The 17,613-nt window shown below is 67.6% G+C and carries 17 protein-coding genes, 1 other RNA gene and 1 riboswitch; of the genes, 10 read left to right on the forward strand and 8 right to left on the reverse strand.

Annotated elements, in window-relative coordinates; translation table 11 throughout:
• The first annotated feature begins 145 nt into the window (after positions 1-145).
• The 3 genes from glyA to ribD all read left to right on the forward strand — a co-directional run bounded on the left by glyA (position 146) and on the right by ribD (position 3,164).
• Positions 146-1,399: a serine hydroxymethyltransferase gene (gene glyA / locus EGJ34_RS07825; RefSeq protein ID WP_125359936.1), complete on the forward strand. Its 1,254-nt coding sequence runs from the start codon at positions 146-148 to the stop codon at positions 1,397-1,399.
• A gap of 141 nt (positions 1,400-1,540) precedes the next feature.
• Entirely contained in the window at positions 1,541-2,062 is a 522-nt protein-coding gene (gene nrdR / locus EGJ34_RS07830) for a transcriptional regulator NrdR (protein ID WP_125359937.1), read from the forward strand.
• 22 nt (positions 2,063-2,084) lie between these two features.
• Positions 2,085-3,164, forward strand: a complete 1,080-nt coding sequence (gene ribD, locus EGJ34_RS07835; RefSeq protein ID WP_125359938.1) for a bifunctional diaminohydroxyphosphoribosylaminopyrimidine deaminase/5-amino-6-(5-phosphoribosylamino)uracil reductase RibD — start codon at positions 2,085-2,087, stop codon at positions 3,162-3,164.
• 60 nt (positions 3,165-3,224) lie between these two features.
• On the opposite strand, the gene EGJ34_RS07840 is transcribed toward ribD, so the two are convergent.
• Complete coding sequence (locus tag EGJ34_RS07840) at positions 3,225-3,854, reverse strand: outer membrane beta-barrel protein (RefSeq protein WP_125359939.1); 630 nt, start codon at positions 3,852-3,854, stop codon at positions 3,225-3,227.
• A 157-nt stretch (positions 3,855-4,011) separates the two neighbouring features.
• Positions 4,012-4,157, forward strand: a riboswitch (FMN riboswitch).
• Positions 4,158-4,237: 80 nt separating this feature from the next.
• Between EGJ34_RS07840 and EGJ34_RS07845 the strand changes: the two genes are divergently transcribed.
• The 5 genes from EGJ34_RS07845 to thiL all read left to right on the forward strand — a co-directional run bounded on the left by EGJ34_RS07845 (position 4,238) and on the right by thiL (position 8,002).
• The gene (locus EGJ34_RS07845) at positions 4,238-4,867 is read left to right on the forward strand and encodes a riboflavin synthase (protein ID WP_125359940.1); all 630 of its coding nucleotides are present in this window, start codon (positions 4,238-4,240) and stop codon (positions 4,865-4,867) included.
• Entirely contained in the window at positions 4,864-5,961 is a 1,098-nt protein-coding gene (ribB, locus tag EGJ34_RS07850) for a 3,4-dihydroxy-2-butanone-4-phosphate synthase (protein WP_125359941.1), read from the forward strand. Before EGJ34_RS07845 ends, ribB begins: the two co-directional genes overlap by 4 nt.
• A gap of 124 nt (positions 5,962-6,085) precedes the next feature.
• Positions 6,086-6,553: a 6,7-dimethyl-8-ribityllumazine synthase gene (ribH, locus tag EGJ34_RS07855; RefSeq protein ID WP_125359942.1), complete on the forward strand. Its 468-nt coding sequence runs from the start codon at positions 6,086-6,088 to the stop codon at positions 6,551-6,553.
• Complete coding sequence (gene nusB, locus EGJ34_RS07860) at positions 6,550-7,029, forward strand: transcription antitermination factor NusB (RefSeq protein WP_125359943.1); 480 nt, start codon at positions 6,550-6,552, stop codon at positions 7,027-7,029. Before ribH ends, nusB begins: the two co-directional genes overlap by 4 nt.
• Before the next feature lie 13 nt (positions 7,030-7,042).
• Entirely contained in the window at positions 7,043-8,002 is a 960-nt protein-coding gene (gene thiL / locus EGJ34_RS07865) for a thiamine-phosphate kinase (RefSeq protein WP_185750103.1), read from the forward strand.
• 30 nt (positions 8,003-8,032) lie between these two features.
• On the opposite strand, the gene EGJ34_RS07870 is transcribed toward thiL, so the two are convergent.
• The 4 genes from EGJ34_RS07870 to EGJ34_RS07885 form a co-directional block, all read right to left on the reverse strand.
• Positions 8,033-10,513, reverse strand: coding sequence for an autotransporter outer membrane beta-barrel domain-containing protein (locus EGJ34_RS07870; RefSeq protein WP_125359945.1), 2,481 nt, complete (start codon positions 10,511-10,513; stop codon positions 8,033-8,035).
• A 154-nt stretch (positions 10,514-10,667) separates the two neighbouring features.
• Complete coding sequence (locus EGJ34_RS07875; RefSeq protein ID WP_125359946.1) at positions 10,668-12,053, reverse strand: FAD-linked oxidase C-terminal domain-containing protein; 1,386 nt, start codon at positions 12,051-12,053, stop codon at positions 10,668-10,670.
• Between the two features lie 36 nt (positions 12,054-12,089).
• Positions 12,090-12,467 carry a YraN family protein gene (locus tag EGJ34_RS07880; RefSeq protein WP_125359947.1) on the reverse strand — a complete coding sequence of 126 codons (378 nt, stop codon included), beginning with the start codon at positions 12,465-12,467 and terminating at the stop codon, positions 12,090-12,092.
• Positions 12,468-12,474: 7 nt separating this feature from the next.
• On the reverse strand, positions 12,475-14,190 hold the full coding sequence (locus EGJ34_RS07885; RefSeq protein WP_125359948.1) for a penicillin-binding protein activator: 1,716 nt from the start codon (positions 14,188-14,190) through the stop codon (positions 12,475-12,477).
• Positions 14,191-14,268: 78 nt separating this feature from the next.
• Between EGJ34_RS07885 and rsmI the strand changes: the two genes are divergently transcribed.
• The gene (rsmI, locus tag EGJ34_RS07890; RefSeq protein WP_125359949.1) at positions 14,269-15,090 is read left to right on the forward strand and encodes a 16S rRNA (cytidine(1402)-2'-O)-methyltransferase; all 822 of its coding nucleotides are present in this window, start codon (positions 14,269-14,271) and stop codon (positions 15,088-15,090) included.
• On the opposite strand, the gene EGJ34_RS07895 is transcribed toward rsmI, so the two are convergent.
• A complete protein-coding gene (locus EGJ34_RS07895) occupies positions 15,078-15,833 on the reverse strand; it encodes a hypothetical protein (protein ID WP_125359950.1) in 756 nt (251 codons plus the stop codon). The genes rsmI and EGJ34_RS07895 overlap by 13 nt on opposite strands.
• A gap of 218 nt (positions 15,834-16,051) precedes the next feature.
• Between EGJ34_RS07895 and rnpB the strand changes: the two genes are divergently transcribed.
• Positions 16,052-16,402, forward strand: an RNA gene (rnpB, locus tag EGJ34_RS07900) — RNase P RNA component class A.
• 46 nt (positions 16,403-16,448) lie between these two features.
• On the opposite strand, the gene EGJ34_RS07905 is transcribed toward rnpB, so the two are convergent.
• Together EGJ34_RS07905 and EGJ34_RS07910 are read right to left on the reverse strand one after the other, a co-directional pair.
• Positions 16,449-16,964 (reverse strand): DM13 domain-containing protein, encoded by a 516-nt coding sequence (locus EGJ34_RS07905; RefSeq protein ID WP_125359951.1) that lies wholly within the window; start codon positions 16,962-16,964, stop codon positions 16,449-16,451.
• A gap of 101 nt (positions 16,965-17,065) precedes the next feature.
• On the reverse strand, positions 17,066-17,613 hold a 548-nt coding region (locus EGJ34_RS07910; protein WP_148100480.1), incomplete at its 5' end, for an NRDE family protein.

The following is a 17,613-nucleotide window of genomic DNA, read 5'->3' on the forward strand; positions in this document are numbered from 1 at the left end:
TGAACAATTCAAGGAACGGCGTCCCAATTCAGCTATTTGGCCGGATGTGCACAGCCGCCTGCCGGGCCCTCCGGCACGGGCCAGCCCGGCCTGCCGGCCTTACAATGGAAGGCTGCCGTTCCCCTCACCCTGCCTGGAGTAAGCGATGTTCCCGCGTGACGTCCGCATCGAAACCTACGATCCCGAACTGGCCAAGGCCATGGCTGCTGAAGTCCAGCGCCAGGAAGACCATGTGGAGCTGATCGCCAGCGAGAACTACACCAGCCCGGCGGTGATGGAAGCCCAGGGCAGCCAGCTGACCAACAAGTACGCCGAGGGCTACCCGGGCAAGCGTTACTACGGCGGTTGTGAGTACGTGGACGTGGCCGAACAGCTGGCCATCGACCGCCTCAAGCAGCTGTTCGATGCCGATTACGCCAACGTGCAGCCGCACAGCGGCTCGCAGGCCAACCAGGCGGTGTACTTCGCCCTGCTGCAGCCGGGCGACACCATCCTCGGCATGAGCCTGGCCCACGGCGGTCACCTGACCCACGGAGCCAAGGTCAATGCGTCGGGCAAGATCTTCAACGCCGTGCAGTACGGGGTGAACGAGCAGGGCCTGATCGATTACGACGAAGTCGAGCGCCTGGCACTGGAGCACAAGCCGAAGATGGTCGTGGCCGGTTTCTCGGCCTACTCGCAGGTGATCGACTGGGCACGCTTCCGCGCCATTGCCGACAAGGTCGGGGCCTACCTGTTCGTGGACATGGCCCACGTGGCCGGCCTGATCGCTGCTGGCGTCTACCCGAGCCCGCTGCCGCATGCGCACGTGGTCACCTCGACCACCCACAAGACCCTGCGCGGCCCACGTGGCGGCATCATCGTGGCCAAGGGCGCGGGCGAGGAAATCGAGAAGAAGCTGCAGTCGGTGGTGTTCCCGGGCATCCAGGGTGGCCCGCTGATGCACGTCATCGCCGCCAAGGCCGTGGCATTCAAGGAAGCGCTGGAGCCGGGCTTCAAGACCTACCAGGCCCAGGTCGTGAAGAACGCCCAGGCGATGGCCACCACCCTGATCGCGCGTGGCTACAAGATCGTCTCCGGTGGTACCCAGAACCACCTGATGCTGGTCGACATGATCGGCAAGGACGTGTCCGGCAAGGACGCGGAAGCCGCGCTGGGCAAGGCCCACATCACCGTCAACAAGAACTCGGTGCCGAACGACCCACGCTCGCCGTTCGTGACCTCGGGCCTGCGCCTGGGCACCCCGGCCGTGACCACCCGTGGCTACACCGAGCAGGACTGCGTCGAGCTGGCCAACCTGATCGCCGACGTGCTGGATGCACCGGCCGACGAGGCCGTGATCGCCCGCGTGCGTGACGCGGTCAGCGCGCAGTGCCGCAAGTACCCGGTCTACGGGTAATGCCAAGGGCCGCCGGGTTCGCCCGGCGGCCTTCGCGGCCCGGTCGGAACCGGCCGCCATTTGCTGTGAACGGGGCTTCTCAGGTACCTTTGCGACGCTGCGGTGACCGCAGCATGACGATTTTTCGATGCAAGGCGCTTCATGCACTGTCCGTTCTGCCAGCATGCCGATACCCGGGTGATTGACTCGCGCGTCTCTGAAGACGGCGCGACAATCCGCCGTCGGCGTGAGTGCGAGGCCTGTAACGAGCGCTTCAGCACGCTGGAAACCATCGAATTGAAGCTGCCGGCCATCGTCAAAAGCGACGGCAGCCGGGAAGCCTTCGACCCGCGCAAGCTGCGGGTGGGCTTCGACCGCGCGCTGCAGAAGCGTGCCGTGCCGGAAGAGAAGATCGAGCTGGCCGTGCGCGCGGTGATGCACCAGCTGCGCATCTGCGGCGAGCGCGAAATTCCCTCGATCAAGGTCGGCGAGTTCGTGATGAACGAGCTGCGCAAGCTCGACCATGTGGCCTACGTGCGCTTCGCTTCGGTGTACCGCAGCTTCGAGGACGTGGCTGATTTCCGCGAGGAAATCGAGAAACTCGAACGCGACCTGCCGGCCAGCACCGAGCAGCTTCAGCTGCTGGGCGATGTGATTGCGCTGACCAAGAAGAAGAAAGGCTGATTGACGCGATACCATCGCGTCCATGACCTTCTCCGCACTCGACCACCTGCACATGGCCCGCGCGCTGCGCCTGGCCGAACGCGCTGCCTATACCACGCGCCCCAATCCCATGGTTGGCTGTGTCATCGCCCTTGGCGAGCAGGTGGTGGGTGAGGGCTGGCACCAGCGCGCCGGTGGGCCGCATGCGGAAATCCATGCACTGCGTGCCGCGGGCGACGCGGCACGCGGGGCCACCGCCTACGTCACCCTTGAGCCCTGTGCCCATTACGGCCGCACGCCGCCTTGTGCACTGGCGCTGATCGAGGCCGGGGTAGGGCGGGTGGTGGCGGCGATGCGCGACCCGTTCCCCAAAGTCGACGGCGGCGGCTTCACGCTGCTGCGCGACGCCGGCATCGAGGTTGCCGAAGGACTGATGGCGACACCGGCACGCGAGCTGAATCACGGCTTCCTGTCGCGGATCGAGCGCGGCCGTCCGTGGCTTCGGGTCAAGCTGGCGGCGAGCCTGGATGGACGTACTGCCATGGCCGACGGCAGTTCCAAGTGGATCACCGGGACCGCTGCGCGTGAGGATGTGCAGCACTGGCGTGCACGCGCCGGGGCGATTCTGACCGGGGCCGGCACCGTGCTGGCCGACGATCCGCAATTGACGGTGCGGTTGCCGGGCGTGGAGGTGGTGCCGCCGTTGCGGGTGGTGCTGGATGCGCAGCTGCGTACGCTTGCGCAGCGCCGTGTGCGTGAGGGCGATGCGGCCACGCTCTACCTGCATGGCGAAGACGTGCGTGCGCCGGCCGACACTGACGCGCAGTTCCAGGCGCTGCCGCTGCGCGACGGGCGCTTCGACCTGCCAGCGGTGATGGCGCTGCTGGCTGAGCGCGAGATCAACGAGGTGCATACAGAGGCAGGCGCGACGCTGTCTGGTGCGTTGCTGTGTGCCGAACTGGTCGACGAACTGCTGCTGTACCAGGCACCCACGCTGCTGGGAGAGCAGGGCCGGCCACTGCTGGACGGGCTGGGTATTGCCGCGATGGACCAACAGCGCAGGCTGCGCGTGGTTGACCAGCGCCAGGTTGGCGATGACCTGCGCCTGCTGCTGCGGCCATGAAAAAACGGGCCCCTTGCGGGGCCCGTTCGACCATGGCGCGGCGATGAAACCGCAGCCCGATCAGAAACTGGCGCGCACGCCCACCGAGTACTGGGTGATGTCGTCGAAGTACTGTGCTTCGCCGACCAGGCCCCAGTTCCGGGTGAAGTTGATCTGGCCACCCAGGGTGCCGATCCACACGCCGTCCATGTCGCTGCCGTCGATGTAGCCGGCCTTCAGCCAGGCTTCGGTGCGGCGCGAGGGCTTGCCACGCACGCCCAGGGTGGCACGGCCGGCATTGGTGTGTTCCTCGACGCGGTCGCTGAACTGGCCGTCCTCGAACTTCACTTCATTGTTGATTCGCATCCACGCGATGTCGGTGGTGAAGTCCAGGCGGTCGCTGATCGGCATGTGGTAGCCGATGCCCAGCTCCGGCTGCTCGATGGTGTTCTTCAGCCTGTACGAACCGATGCTGTCTTCCAGGTCGTAGGTCTCGGACACGGTGCTGTAGCCACCGAACACATTGACCTGCTCGGCAATCGCGAACGAACCGCGGATGTAGCCGCCGTCCAGCTTCGGGTTGCTGCCCGGCTGGCTGATCTGGAGCTGGGTCCAGCCGCCTTCAACATAGGTGTAGCTCAGGGCTTCGGCGGAAGCGGCGAGCGGAGCAGCTGCCAGCAGGGCGGCGGCCAGAACGAGAATCTTGCGCATGGCGGTTCCTTGGGATTGAGGTCCATTTCAGCCGGCCCCGTCATGGGGCGGCACGGCGGCGGTCATCGCTGCGGCGCGGAGTTTAACAAATACTTTACAGAAAGCGAGCGCTCAGCCTGGGCTGCTACAATGCGCGGGCCGGTTCGCCGGCATAACCAAACGTCTTCAGGGCGGGGTGTGATTCCCCACCGGCGGTAGGTGCGCAAGCACGAGCCCGCGAGCGCTTCCGGCTGTCGCCGGAAGGTCAGCAGATCCGGTCCAATGCCGGAGCCGACGGTATAGTCCGGATGAAAGAAGACGGTGCTCCAGGGCCTGCCAGGGCTCTGTGCCCGCCTGTTTGCCTTGCGGCGTTTTTCGCTCATCTTTTCGCGGAGAACGTTCCTTTGTTTACCGGAATCATCGAAGGCGTCGGCCATGTGGCCGCACGCGACCCCCTCGGCGGCGACGTCCGCTTTACCTTCCACGTCGGCAGCCTGCCGTTCGACAACGTCCAGCTGGGCGAAAGCATCGCCATCAATGGCGTGTGCCTGACCGTGATCGCCTTTGACGCGGTCTCGTTCCAGGCTGATGCCTCGACCGAGACCCTGGGCCTGACCACGCTGGGCCAGCTGGCCGACGGCGCGATCATCAATCTGGAGCGCGCCATGCGCCCGACCGACCGCCTCGGCGGCCATCTGGTCAGCGGCCATGTCGACGGGCTCGGCGAAGTGGTGTCCATCCATGACGACGCCCGCGCGCAACGCTGGCGCTTTGCCGCGCCGGCCGCGCTGCTGCGCTACATCGCAAAAAAGGGTTCGATCTGCGTGGATGGCGTGAGCCTCACCGTCAATGAAGTGGATGACGCCGGCTTCGAGGTCGCGCTGATTCCGCACACCGTCGCCCACACCGCCTTTGCCGCCACGCAGGTCGGCAGCGCGGTCAACCTGGAAATCGATCTGGTCGCCCGCTACGTGGAGCGCCTTGTCGGCCTGCCGACCAACGGCCGGCAGCTGCCGCCGGAGGAACACGCATGAACTTCGCCCCCATTCCCGAGATTCTGGAAGACATCCGCCAGGGCCGCATGGTCGTCATCGTCGACGACGAGGACCGTGAGAACGAAGGCGATCTGATCATGGCCGCCGAGCTGGTCAAGCCGTCGGACATCAATTTCATGGTCACCCACGGGCGTGGCCTGGTGTGCCTGCCGCTGACCCGCGAGCGTGCCGCCGACCTGGGCCTGGCCCCGATGGTGCAGGCCAACACGGCGCAGTTCCAGACCAATTTCACGGTCAGCATCGAAGCGGCCGAGGGCGTCACCACCGGCATTTCCGCCTACGACCGTGCCCACACCATCCGCACGGCGGTGAAGCCGGACGCAAAGCCGAGCGACCTGCACCAGCCGGGGCACATCTTCCCCCTGATCGCCCAGCCAGGCGGGGTGTTGACCCGTGCCGGCCACACCGAGGCCGGCGTCGACCTGGCCATGCTGGCCGGGCTGGAACCGGCTGGCGTGCTGGTGGAGATCCTCAATCCCGATGGCAGCATGGCGCGCCGACCGGAGCTGGAAGTGTTCGCCCGCGAACATGGACTGAAGATCGGCTCCATCGCCGACCTGATCGCCTACCGCCTGGCCACCGAGAAGACCGTCGAGCGGGTGGACGAGCGCGAGATCGACACCGAGTTCGGGCCGTTCACCCTGGTTACCTACCGCGACCGCATCGCCCATGACGTGCACTTCGCCATGGTCCGCGGCAGCGTGGACGCCGAGCCGACCCTGGTCCGCGTGCAGGTGGAAAACCCCTTGGCTGACCTGCTGCACTGGCGTCGCGACGACTTCGGCGTGGCCGCCACCGATGCGCTGCGCGCCATTGCCGCGGCCGAACGCGGGGTGATGGTGGTGCTCTCGGCCCCGCGCGACGGCCAGGCCCTGCTGGCCCGCCTGCGTCAGCAGCCGCAACCGGTCGCCCCGGGCAAGGACAAGGACGTGAGTCAGTGGCGGCGCAACGGGGCCGGCGCGCAGATCCTCTCCGACCTGGGCCTGGGCAAGCTGCGCGTGCTCGGCACTCCGCGCCGCCAGATCGGCCTGTCCGGGTACGGCCTGGAAGTTGTCGAGACCGTCACCCCGTAGAGCCGGGCTTGCCCGGCTGCGAGCTCCATAGAGCCGGGCTTGCCCGGCTGTCCGGCCAACCGCCAGCCGGGCAGAGCCCGGCTCTACGCTAGAATACCCGCCATCTATTGGACCCCTACTGACCATGAGCCACTACGAAGGCGACCTCCGCACGCCGGAAACGGCCCGTTTTGCCATCCTTGCCAGCCGCTGGAACGCCCGCATCACCGACGTGCTGGTCGCAGGCGCACGCCAGAGCCTGGCCGGCAACGGCATCGCAGAAGCCGACATCGACGTGATCCGCGTTCCGGGTGCCTGGGAGCTGCCGCTGGTGGCTGCCCGTCTGGCCGCCGCGCACGAACATGCCGCCATCATCACCCTGGGCTGCGTGATCCGGGGTGACACCCGTCATTACGAACACGTCGCCGACCGTTGTGCGGAAGGCCTGATGCGCGTACAGCTGGACTTCGGCGTGCCGGTGCTCAATGGCGTGCTGGCGGTCGAGCGTGCCGAAGATGCCGAGGCACGCGCCGGTGGCAGCCATGGCAACAAGGGCGAAGAGGCCGCATTGGCGGCCCTGGAAATGGTCAATCTTCTGGAGCAGTTGCCGTGAACAATAAATCCCCGGGCAAGCCGTCCGGCAAGCCGGTCCGCCGCGATGGCATCGACCCGGTGCTGCGCTCGCGCGCACGCCGTCGCGCCCTGCAGGCGATCTACGCCTGGCAGATCTCCGGCGGCAACGCGCAGAGCCTGCTGAGCCAGTTCGCCCACGAACAGGCCCGTGAAATCGCCGACCTGGCGTATTTCGAGGCGCTGGTGCATGGCGTGCTGGACAACCGCAAGGACCTGGACGAGGCGATGACCCCGTACCTGGACCGCAGCGTGGAAGAAGTGGACGCCATCGAGCGCGCTGCGCTGCGCGTGGCCGCCTACGAGCTGCGCTTCCGACTCGACGTGCCCTATCGCGTCGTGATCAACGAAGCGATCGAGTCGGTCAAGCGGTTCGGCTCCGAGCACGGCCACACCTATGTCAACGGCGTGCTGGACCGCGCCGCGGTGGAATGGCGCAAGGTCGAAAGCGGCGGCTGACCGCCTCATGGCGCTGGCTGAGTTCTCGCTGATCGACCGCATCCGTGCGCGCACCGCCGCGCGTGCGGACATCGCACTGGGAATCGGCGATGACGCCGCGCTGCTGCAGCCGCAGGCCGGCCTGCAGCTGGTGGTGACCGCCGATACCCTCAACAGTGGCGTGCACTTCCCGGCAGAAACGCCGGCGGCCGACATCGGCTGGAAGACCCTCGCGGTCAATCTCTCCGATCTGGCCGCGATGGGTGCGCAGCCGGCATGGTGCACATTGGCCCTGTCACTGCCGACCGCGGACGAGGGCTGGATTGACGGCTTTGCCGATGGGTTCTTTGCCCTGGCCGATGCGCACGACATCGTGCTGATCGGGGGCGATACCACGCGCGGGCCGCTGTCGTTGTCGGTCACCGCGATGGGTCAGCTGGCACCCGGCAGTGCCCTGCGTCGCGACGCCGCGCAGGAAGGTGATGACATCTGGGTGAGCGGCACGCTGGGCGACGCCGCCATCGCACTGCGTGCCTGGCAGGCAGGCACGCTGGATGTGCGCGCGACAGCAGACGACGCACAGGTGGAGTATCTGCGCCAGCGGCTGGCACGACCCACGCCGCGCGTGGCGCTGGGACGCGCGCTGATCGGTCTGGCCCACGCCGCGGTCGATGTCTCCGACGGTCTGCTCGCCGACCTGGGCCATATCTGCGCGCGCAGTGGCCTGGGTGCGCGAATCGACCCGGGCAGCCTGCCGCTCTCGGCCGCAGCGCGTGCGCGGGTGGGGGACACCCATGCACGCGATGCCGCGTTGCGCGGCGGCGATGACTACGAGCTGTGCTTCACCGCCCCGCCGTCGAAACGCGAAGCGGTGCAGGCGGTGGGTGTGCGGCTGTCGCTGCCGCTCACCCGGCTGGGCTCCATGGTGAAGGGACAAGGCGTGGACGCAGCCGGGCATGAGCGCGATACGCCCGGCTACGAGCACTTCCTTTGATCCTCCGCTTTGGTCACTCGTGGTTGCGACTTACCAGCGGTAGGTGACGCCCAGCTTGGCACCGGTCTCGCGGTAGCGGTCGCTGCCGTCGCTGAAGTGGATACCACCCCGGGCGGACAACCGGTTACCGACCTGCAGCTGGGTACCCACACCGATCTCCAGCGCGCGACGCGGCGCGCCGCCTTCGATCACCTCACCGTCAAACGACAACGCCGGAGTGGCATCGGTGTGCACCGCATGCAGGGACAGGTAAGGCTGCCACTGCAGCGAGCCCACGCTGACGTTGCCGAGCAGGCGCGCGCCGGCGCGCGTGCGCAATCCGTTGCCATCAACGCGTTCGATCACGGTGCCGTTGCTTTCTGCGTGGGTGTCCATCGAGGTGCGGGTGTAGGTCAGCTGCAGTTCCGGCTGGAGCTTCAGTGTCAGAGTCCCGATCCTGCCCGCGTCGAAGCCATGACCGGCCTCCACGGAGGCCTGTGACACCTGCGCCTTGTAGCGTTCCTGCTGCAGGCCGTCGCCTTGGACCTTGTTGCTGAAACGACCGCGCTGCAGGCTGGCGTCGACGAAGGTCTGGCCGCTGTTCCAGCCGGCATACACGCCGACCGCGCCGCCTTCCACTTCACCCTGCGCACGGTAACCGGTCACGACCGAGCGTGAGGTCGTGTCGGCCCGACCGGCCGTCAGCAGTGCACCGAGACGACCATTGCCGCCGTCGAACACGCCGATGTCCGCGCCGATCTGCACGCGCGAAAGGTCGGTACGCAGGGCCTGCTGGCCAACCGCGTCCATGCGGTGCCCGCTGGCGCTGGCGCTGGCCCAGGTACGCAGGCCATCGGCGGTGCCGGTGGCAGCGCGGTCGGCGCTGCGGTGCGCCAGCAGTTCACCCATGGCCGTGTCATTGGCGAGGTAGGCCCCGGTTTCCGGACGCAGCACCGGCTTTGGTTCCGGCGTGACGGGATCCGTCGGATCGATGGGGTCGACCGGATCGACCGGATCGATCGGGTCAATCGGGTCAATCGGATCGATGGGGTCAATCGGATCTACGGGATCGATGGGATCGATGGGATCAATCGGATCAACCGGATCAACCGGATCAACCGGATCCAGCGGAAGTTCCGAGCGCAGGTACCAGTTGCCATTGGCCGCTTTGAACAGGAAGTACTCGTACTGGCCACCGACGGCGCGGCCAACCAGGTCGAACTGCGCCATGGAGGCACCGCCGATGCTGATCAGCTCGATGCCGTCGACGGTCTGCGCGCCCTGTCCGCCCGCGTTGTTGACCTGCACGCCGGCCTGGCCGGTAGCGTCGCCACTGATGACCAGCTTGTCGGTCGCGGACGCGTCGTCACCGAGTACGGTGTTGAACAGCAGCGTGCCACCGGCCCCTTCAAAGCTGTCCAGGCTCAGTGTGTTGAAACTCTGGCCATCGCCCAGCCTGACGTTGCCGCTGGCACCCAGGGTCAGGTCTCCCACGCTGCTGTCTCCGGTGAGCGCCCAGCTGCCGTGGCTGTCGATGGTGGTCGAGGTCACCTTGCTGAATCGACCTCGCACCGAGGCGTTGTTGCGCAGTACGACATCGACACGGCTGTTTCCGGCCATCCGCGCGTCGTCGAACACGATGTTGCCGTGCAGATCGCTGTCGTCGACGGTGAAGCTCACCCGATGATCGCCCGTCGCGGTCTGGCCGTTGAAGGCGGCCACGTACAGCAGGTTGCCGTTGCCGGCGGTAATCGTGGAGCCATTGTGCACCGCGATGTCGTAGCGGTTGTCCGAGCTGGCACCGGCGAGTACGTGGATGCCGGCCGCACGACCCGACGCGATATGCGAATTGTCCAGTGAGAACTTCAGGTCGTGTGCCAGCGAGTCCTGGCCGTACATCAGCACACCCATGTTGTCGGCATCGATGCAGGATCCGTTACGCAGCTCTGCGCCGCCGGCCAGCATGTACACGCCGATGCCCGAGCCCAGGTCGCCGGTGCCCGGGTTGTCGGCGACACGAATGGAGGTCGAATCCAGCACGGCGGTCGGGGTGCCGGTGGCACCGGGTGAGTGGATGCTGATGCCAAACGACTGCAGGCCAGCTGTGCCCATGCCCGGGGCGGTCTCGTCAACGGTGATGCTGCTGCCGGTCAGATTGATGCTGGAGTCGCCGTTGAGCATGACCGCGCCACCCACCAGCTGGGTGTTGGTTGCCGTCACCGCGGAATCGCCACGCAGGTCCAGGCTGTGCTGCGAGCCATTGGCATGCGTGCGGGTGACCGTTGCTCCGTTCAAGGTCGCCGTACTGTCGTGCAGCATGATGATGTGGGTATTGCCGTTGTTGACCGTCAGGTCAGCGCCGTTGCTCAGGTTCCAGTCTTCCGCCGGGACATTCTCATCAATGGTCTCGGACTCACCATCGAGATTGCGCGCCATCAGCGAAGTGGCCGGTAAGGCGGTCAGGGCCAGCATGACGCCGCAGGCAAGCGGGCGCAGCGCAGGAAGGCGGCGGGAGCCGTCGTTCAGGGTCATTGCATCGTTCCTTGGGGGAGAGAAGGGAGCGATGCCATTGCGCAGCAATGCGCCGGTGAGGCGTAGCTGACGCGGACGGCATCAGAACCGGCAGGAACGATCTAGGAATTATCCGAAGCAATCCATGCAACTAATTGCATCGGCCCGATGCTGCCTACTGTGGCGGCAGCACCTTCCCCGGGTTCAAAATGCCATCGGGGTCGAGTGCGTGCTTGATCGCCCGCATGGTGGCCAGGGTGGCCGGATTGAACGCACGGGTCATGAACTCACGCTTGGCCAGGCCGATGCCATGCTCACCTGACAGCGTGCCGCCCAGTGCCAGGGTCAACTCGAAGATCTTTGGCAGCGCGGCGTGGGCGCGCGCGCTCTCGGCGGCGTCTTCTGGGTGGTACAGGATGTTGACATGCAGGTTGCCGTTGCCGGCATGGCCGAAGGTGACAATCACCAGCTGGTACGCGTGGGCCAGCGACTGCACGCCGCTGACCAGCGCGGGAATGCGCGAGACCGGCACCACGACGTCCTCGTTGATCTTGCCGGGGGCGATGCTCCTGAGCGCGGGTGACAGCGCCTTGCGCGCGGCCCAGAGCTTTTCGCGCGCGGCTCCTTCCATGGCCACGTCCAGCGCCAGCATGCCGTCGCCTTCGGCCGCATCGGCCAGCGCCTGCAGCAGATAGGGCAGGGTGTCATGGTCGCCGTCGGCTTCGACCAGCAGCATCGCACCGGCCTCCGGTACATCGGCACCGTTGCGGCGCAGCAGCTCCAGGCTGCGCGCGTCCATGAACTCCAGCCGGGTCGGCACGACCGGCTGCGCCATGAGGCGAGATACCGCCGCCGCCGCCGCATCGGCGTCGCGGTACAGCACGCGCAGGCCGGCCTGGGTGACGGGCAACGGGGTGAGCTTGAGCGTGGCTTCCACGATCACCGCCAGCGTGCCTTCGCTGCCCACCAGCAGATGAGTGAGGTCATACCCCGTGGCGTCCTTGGTGTAGGCCCCGCCGCATTGAATGAGCTCGCCGGCCCCGGTGACCGCCACCAGTCCCAGCACGTTGTCGCGGCTGGTCCCGTACTTCACGGCGCGCGGGCCGCCGGCGTTGCAGGCCAGGTTGCCGCCGATACTGCAGATATCCGCGCTGGACGGGTCCGGTGCCCAGAACAGGCCGTGCGGAGCGAGTGCATGCTGCAGTTCGCCGTTCAGGACCCCCGGTTCCACCACGGCGCAGCGATTGCCGGCCTGTATGTCGACAATACGGTTCATCCGCGCCAGCGACAGCACGATGCTGCCAGTGACCGGTACCGCAGCGCCGGTGGTGCCGGTGCCGGCACCGCGCGCGACGATGGGCACGCCGGACGCACGGCAGGCACGCACGATCGCCACCACCTGGTCGCGGTCAACGGGCAGGGCAACGCCCGCCGGCAGCGCATGTCGCCACGAGTTGTCCTGCGCGTGCGCTTCCAGCGCGGCCGGATCGGTGCGCCATCCGTCGTCGCCCAGCAGCGCGTGCAGCTCGGCCAGGAATTCCACAGGCAATGAAATGTTCATGAGTCCGGTCACGCCGGCCGTTGGCCGTCCAAATGTCTAGGTGAATCCACAGTCTTCCAGCCGGAACGCCGCGCGCACCCAGCTCAACTGCGGCGGCTCACCACTGGCGTGGACCACATCGAACCGACAGGGTTGCCGGCTCAACGCGGGATGGCGTTGCAGGAACAACTGCGCGGCCAGGACCAGCTTGCGTCGTTTGCGCAGATCCACCGATGCGGCTCCACCGCCAAAGCGGTGGTCGGCGCGATAGCGCACTTCCACGAATACGGTGGTGTCGCCATCGCGCATCACCAGGTCCAGCTCGCCGCCCTTGAAACGGACATTGCGCGCCAGCAGCTGCAGTCCGGCCTCACACAGGTGCGCCAGCGCAGCAGTTTCCACCGCTGCGCCACGCTGTGCCCGCGCGCGGCTCAAGGTGCGCTCAGTTGGCCACGGGCATCGGCCGGCCACCGCTGAAGGTCGACCACGCCGGCACCCGCAGCACGTTGCCGTTGCTGTCCAGGAACAGAGTGCCGGTGGCTCCGGCAAGACCGCCCTCGTTGGCCACCTTGTCCAGGTAGGCGCTGATCTTCCAGGCGTCGAAACCAAAGGCAAACAGACGCCCTGCCGCGCCGCGCGCGGTCGGCAGCAGCTGCCCGGCAGTGCCGGCCGCCGGCAGGCCGGCCACGCTGCGCACGTTCCAGGCTTCGTTCGGATAGACGATGCCGTCCAGCGCCATGTCTTCTTCCGGCTTGCCCGTGCCCAGCGTCAGCTGCGAGGTACCGCCCCGGCTCGCACCGCCCACGCCCGCCAGCGCGAGCTGCGGGGCCAGCTGCCTGGCCTGCGGGGCCTTCACCGCCAGCAGCACGCCGTCCACGGCACCGGCCGCGCGTACCTGCGCACCAATGTCGCCGACGGTGTCGTTCACCCCCAGCGTGGCCAGCACCTGGCCGCCGCGCTGGGTGAAGCGCTCACGGAAGGCGGCGGCGGTACGGCGACCGTTGTCGTCATTGCTGTGCACGACCAGCACCTTGCTGCGCTCACGACCGCGCAGGTACTCGGCGGCAATGATGCCGTCGTCTTCCGGGGCCAGCGAGAACCCGGCGCTGCCTGCCGGCGGGCTGCTCTTGCCGCGGTTCAGGGCCAGCACCGGCACTGGGAGTTCGGTACGGCCGAACACGGCATCGACCTCGTCGCGCCCCAGCGGCCCGACGATGAAGTCGACCCCTGCACCCACGGCCTTGTCGTACGCCGCCATCGCGCCGGCCGCGGTACCGGCGGTGTCGATGAACTGGATGTCCGGGCGGCGGCGCGTCTCGCCGTAGTAGCCGCTGAGCAGGCCGTCACGCACCGGCTGGGCCGCGGTGGCCAGGCGACCGCTGAGCGGCAGCAGCACCGCCATCTTCACCGGCGGGCGATAGCCGTCGCTGAGCGCCGGGGGCCGCTTGCTGGTGTCGAACTGGGCGACGCCGTCGCGGTCGAATGGACGTGGCAGCGGCAAGCCGCGTGCGATCAGCGCCCGGCCGGCGAAGTTGTACAACGGTTCGTTGGCCGGCAGCGCCGCGGCACGGGCGCGCAGGGTGGCATCGTCCAGCTGGCCGAGCAGGCTGGCGATGGCCTGCTGGTTCTCGGTGCGGGCGCTGCCGCTGAGTGCGGCATGGGCACGGGCGCGTTCAGTGGCCGCACCCACCACGTCGCCATTGGCCTGCAGTGCGTTGGCGCGGGCCAGCTGCCAGCGGGTGCGCAGCTGCGGCACCACGGTGTCGGAGGATTCCTTCAGCGCGGCCAGCGCCTGCGCCGGCTGCTTGTCCAGCAGTGCCAGCTCCGCGCTGGTCAGGTGGTAGCGCTGCAGGCTGGCTCCGGTGAGGCCGCGCGGGGTCACCTGGCTCAGCAGGCTGCGGGCGCGGGCATTGTCTCCGGCTTCATGCCAGGCGAACGCGGCGTCGGCGAGCGCAGCGCTGCGGGCGTTGCCGCGCAGGGTGTTGGCCAGTGCTTCCAGCTGCACGGCGGCGTCGCGGGGCTTGCCCTGCTCGATCAGCGCCAGGGCCTGGTTCTGCGCCGGCGATTCCGGGGCGCTGGTCAGGCTGGTCGTGGCGCAGCCGGCAAGCAGCAGCAGCGACAGCGACAAGGTGGAGATCCGGGCGGCGGGCTTGTTCATGATCAGGTCCATTCGATGGGGCAGCGGCCGTAGGCGGGTACGGTACGATTCTACCCTTGACCTGTGAGTGCCGTTGCGATGAGTGCTGTCCCCACGCTGTATGTCGTTGCCACCCCGATCGGCAACCTGGCCGACCTGACGCCCCGGGCGCAGGAGGTGCTGCGCTCGGTGGCGGCCATCTGCGCCGAGGACACCCGCCGGAGCGGCCAGCTGCTGGCGCATTTCGGCATCCAGCAGCCGCTTGTGGCCCTGCACGACCACAACGAGGAAGCGCTGGCCCAGCGCATCGTCGACCGTCTGCGGAACGGCGAATCGCTCGCGCTGGTCAGCGACGCCGGCACCCCGCTGGTCAGTGATCCGGGTTACCGCCTGGTCCGCGCCGCGCGCGAAGCCGGCATCCGCGTCAGCCCGGTGCCGGGGGCCTGTGCGGCGATCGCCGCGCTGAGCGTGGCGGGCCTGCCCAGCGACCGCTTCACTTTTGAAGGGTTCCTGCCAGCCAAAGCCTCCGGGCGGCGCGAACGCCTGCAGGCATTGGCCGCCGAGACCCGCACCCTGGTGTTCTATGAATCCTCGCACCGGATCGCCGAGTCGCTGGCCGACATGGCCACGGTATTCGGCGGCGAGCGTCCGGCGGTGATGGCGCGCGAGCTGACCAAACTGTTCGAGACCGTGCTGGATGGCAGCCTGGATCAGCTGCGCGCGCAGGTGGACGCCGACGAAAACCAGCGCAAGGGCGAATTCGTGGTGATGGTGCAGGGTGCGGCCGATGATGCCGACGCCCAGCTGCAGCACGGCCGCCGGGTCTACGCCAAGCTGAGCGAGCATCTGCCGCCGTCCACCGCCGCCAAGCTGGCAGCCGAACTTACCGGGGCACCGCGCAAGGCGCTCTACGGCAGCTGAACATCAAGGCCACGACGGTTCGCTTCCAGCGAGCTGGTGAGTTCCTTGAGCAGTGTGATGCGCGCGCATCCCGGGGTGGCCGGGATGAACTTCCACGGTGGCAGCCGGGCGGAATAACCAAAGCGTTCGCCCACCAGGACCGCGCGGGAATAGGCTTCCGCGCGTCGGTTCTGGCGCGCGATCGGGCTCAACGCAGGGTCCTGCAGCACCGACAGCTGCTCCAGGCTCATCAGCCGGTCGCGCAGTGCCAACGGATTGATCATGCGCAGCGTCGAGGGCGGCAATCCGAGCAGTCCGCCGACGGTTTTCGACCGGGCTCCGACATCGATGAGCGCGTTGGCGATGCCGCGGCGCTGCGCCTCCGACAGCTCGCCCACCGGCAGGCGGCTGAGGGTGCGTACCAGACCGGCGTGCTGGACGCGCATCTGCAGGCGCCTGCGGACCAGTGAAAAATGCGGTCGGCCGTCCCGGCACAGCCAGTCACGAAGGCCATCAGCGGTGCGCTGGGCCAATGCGCGGCGTGGTCCTTCCGTGTCTGCAATGACGACTTCGGCTTGCGCGTTCCTGCTTTCCCGGCCGGCACGCAGGCTGGACATCAGCCTGCACAGACGCAGGTCGGCCGGGGCAATGAGATCCATCAGGCGCTGCGAACGGCCACCGGGCCGGACCGTAGCGCGGTTGTCGACGCCGGTCAGCCGGGGGCCGGGGTTGCTGGCCGATGTCGAACGGGCGATGAGTGCCATGGCATTCATCGCATCAGCGGTGCGTGCGGGCGTGGTGGCGGGGCGGGTGGGTCCGCAGGTCGTGCAGGCATACATACACCGGGCTCCGGGTCGGTTTCCTGGACGCTAATCGAAGCCTGCCCGGATGACTTCCATGAATCACGCACGCGTGCAGTGTGAACGTGCCTTCAAAAACAGGGCTGTGCGCGGGTGGCCGCGTGTGGGATCATGTGCGCGGCGGAGTCGGCTAGACAGTCGCGTCATTCCTTCGGGAATGCCGAGGAAAGTCCGGGCTCCACAGGGCAAGGTGCCAGGTAACGCCTGGGCGGCGCAAGCCGACGGAAAGTGCAACAGAAAGATACCGCCTACGTTCTCTCCGGAGAGCCGGCAAGGGTGAAATGGTGCGGTAAGAGCGCACCGCGAGTCTGGTAACAGACCGGCACGGCAAACCCCACCTGGAGCAAGACCAAATAGGGTCCTATGACGTGGCCCGCGTCGGGACCGGGTAGGTTGCTTGAGCGCCACGGAGACGTGTCGCCTAGAGGAATGACTGTCCACGACAGAACCCGGCTTATCGGCCGGCTCCGCCTTCTTTCATGTACAGCGCCGGCCAATGGCCGGCGCTGTCGGGACGATTCAATCGTCTACAGGTTCGTCGTCCCACGCGGTTCGGTACTGCGCGCTGGAGATCAGCTGCTGGTCCGCGTCCGACCACAGCACCACGGTGGTGAATTCATCCACGTCGATGTCGTGCGGCACGTCCAGCAGGAATCGTGATTGCGGAGAAACCTGGCCGACGCGGCGCGCCCGCGGCTGGGCGCGGAGAAAATCATCGCGGTGGGTGATGCGGTCGCTGGTCAGGTACACCGTGCTGGTGCGACCGGCAGAGGCCGGAACCGACATGCGGCCGTCGAACACGATCTGTCCGTGGCTCACGCCCAGATGTCCATCGGCCCAGTGCAGCCGGGTACTGCCGGGGTGGTCGCGTCTGAAGTGGCATCGGTACGGTGCGTCCGCCATTGCGGCCTCGACCTGGGTGCCGGGGGCTGCGCCGACGCGACCGTTGCTGGAACAGAGCAGGAGACCTGAGCCCAGCCCGATCGCCAGGGCCAGGGAGTGCGTCAGTACGACGCGCGGGGAGGGACAACGCATGGGATCGCGCCAGATGGGCGCGCCAGTATCGTGAGCAGGGGCTGTCGCAGGTGTCCCATCCTGAATGAAACGCTGCGTGTCCGGCCGTCAGCGCAGGCGCGTCAGCGGACACCCACCTCCAGGCGGGACTCGCCCACACAGGTGCCTTCCGTGTCGAAGCGGCGCTCGCAGATGAAGCCACGGCCTGCGGCGTCCAGCGCGATCAGGGTGCTGGCCCGGGTGCCGTATTCGGCACTGCGGATGAAGGCCGAGGACAGCCAGCGTTCGCGTTCGCGCCCGATCCCGGTGTCCGGCAATGCCGTATCGTCGGCCCGGGTGGTGTCGGCCAGCGCCTCCCATAGCGGGTCCATGGCGTCACTGCCGCTGTCCAGCCAGGCCTGCATCGCCGCGTTGAGGCGCAGGGTTTTCGGCCAGGGGGCATCCAGCGGGCCATTGGACATGCCATGGACGCCGGCCGCCAGGGTCTGGCGCCGCAGCGGATGGTTGCCGAGGAACTCGCAGCTCTGGGTATCGGCCAGCAGCAGGTTGAACGGGGCATAGGCGCTGGCGTCCGGCGCTTCAGCGCTGGCGGCGCGATCGTGCCCCGCCAGCCAGTCCGCATAACGCCCGGCCGGCGCGGTATCGCGCAGGAAGCGGGCGACCAGCGCGC

The organism is Stenotrophomonas sp. 278, from assembly GCF_003935715.1.
In the GTDB taxonomy this organism is placed as follows: domain Bacteria; phylum Pseudomonadota; class Gammaproteobacteria; order Xanthomonadales; family Xanthomonadaceae; genus Stenotrophomonas; species Stenotrophomonas maltophilia_AH.

Bases quoted from the DNA above. Each gene is read 5' to 3' on its own strand.
- EGJ34_RS07870 (WP_125359945.1), bottom strand. From the start codon at position 10,513: ATGACCCTGAACGACGGCTCCCGCCGCCTTCCTGCGCTGCGCCCGCTT.
- ribB (WP_125359941.1), top strand. From the start codon at position 4,864: ATGAACTTCGCCCCCATTCCCGAGATTCTGGAAGACATCCGCCAGGGC.
- EGJ34_RS07885 (WP_125359948.1), bottom strand. From the start codon at position 14,190: ATGAACAAGCCCGCCGCCCGGATCTCCACCTTGTCGCTGTCGCTGCTG.
- EGJ34_RS07905 (WP_125359951.1), bottom strand. From the start codon at position 16,964: ATGCGTTGTCCCTCCCCGCGCGTCGTACTGACGCACTCCCTGGCCCTG.
- EGJ34_RS07840 (WP_125359939.1), bottom strand. From the start codon at position 3,854: ATGCGCAAGATTCTCGTTCTGGCCGCCGCCCTGCTGGCAGCTGCTCCG.
- EGJ34_RS07875 (WP_125359946.1), bottom strand. From the start codon at position 12,053: ATGAACATTTCATTGCCTGTGGAATTCCTGGCCGAGCTGCACGCGCTG.
- ribD (WP_125359938.1), top strand. From the start codon at position 2,085: ATGACCTTCTCCGCACTCGACCACCTGCACATGGCCCGCGCGCTGCGC.
- nrdR (WP_125359937.1), top strand. From the start codon at position 1,541: ATGCACTGTCCGTTCTGCCAGCATGCCGATACCCGGGTGATTGACTCG.
- EGJ34_RS07895 (WP_125359950.1), bottom strand. From the start codon at position 15,833: ATGGCACTCATCGCCCGTTCGACATCGGCCAGCAACCCCGGCCCCCGG.
- glyA (WP_125359936.1), top strand. From the start codon at position 146: ATGTTCCCGCGTGACGTCCGCATCGAAACCTACGATCCCGAACTGGCC.
- ribH (WP_125359942.1), top strand. From the start codon at position 6,086: ATGAGCCACTACGAAGGCGACCTCCGCACGCCGGAAACGGCCCGTTTT.
- rsmI (WP_125359949.1), top strand. From the start codon at position 14,269: ATGAGTGCTGTCCCCACGCTGTATGTCGTTGCCACCCCGATCGGCAAC.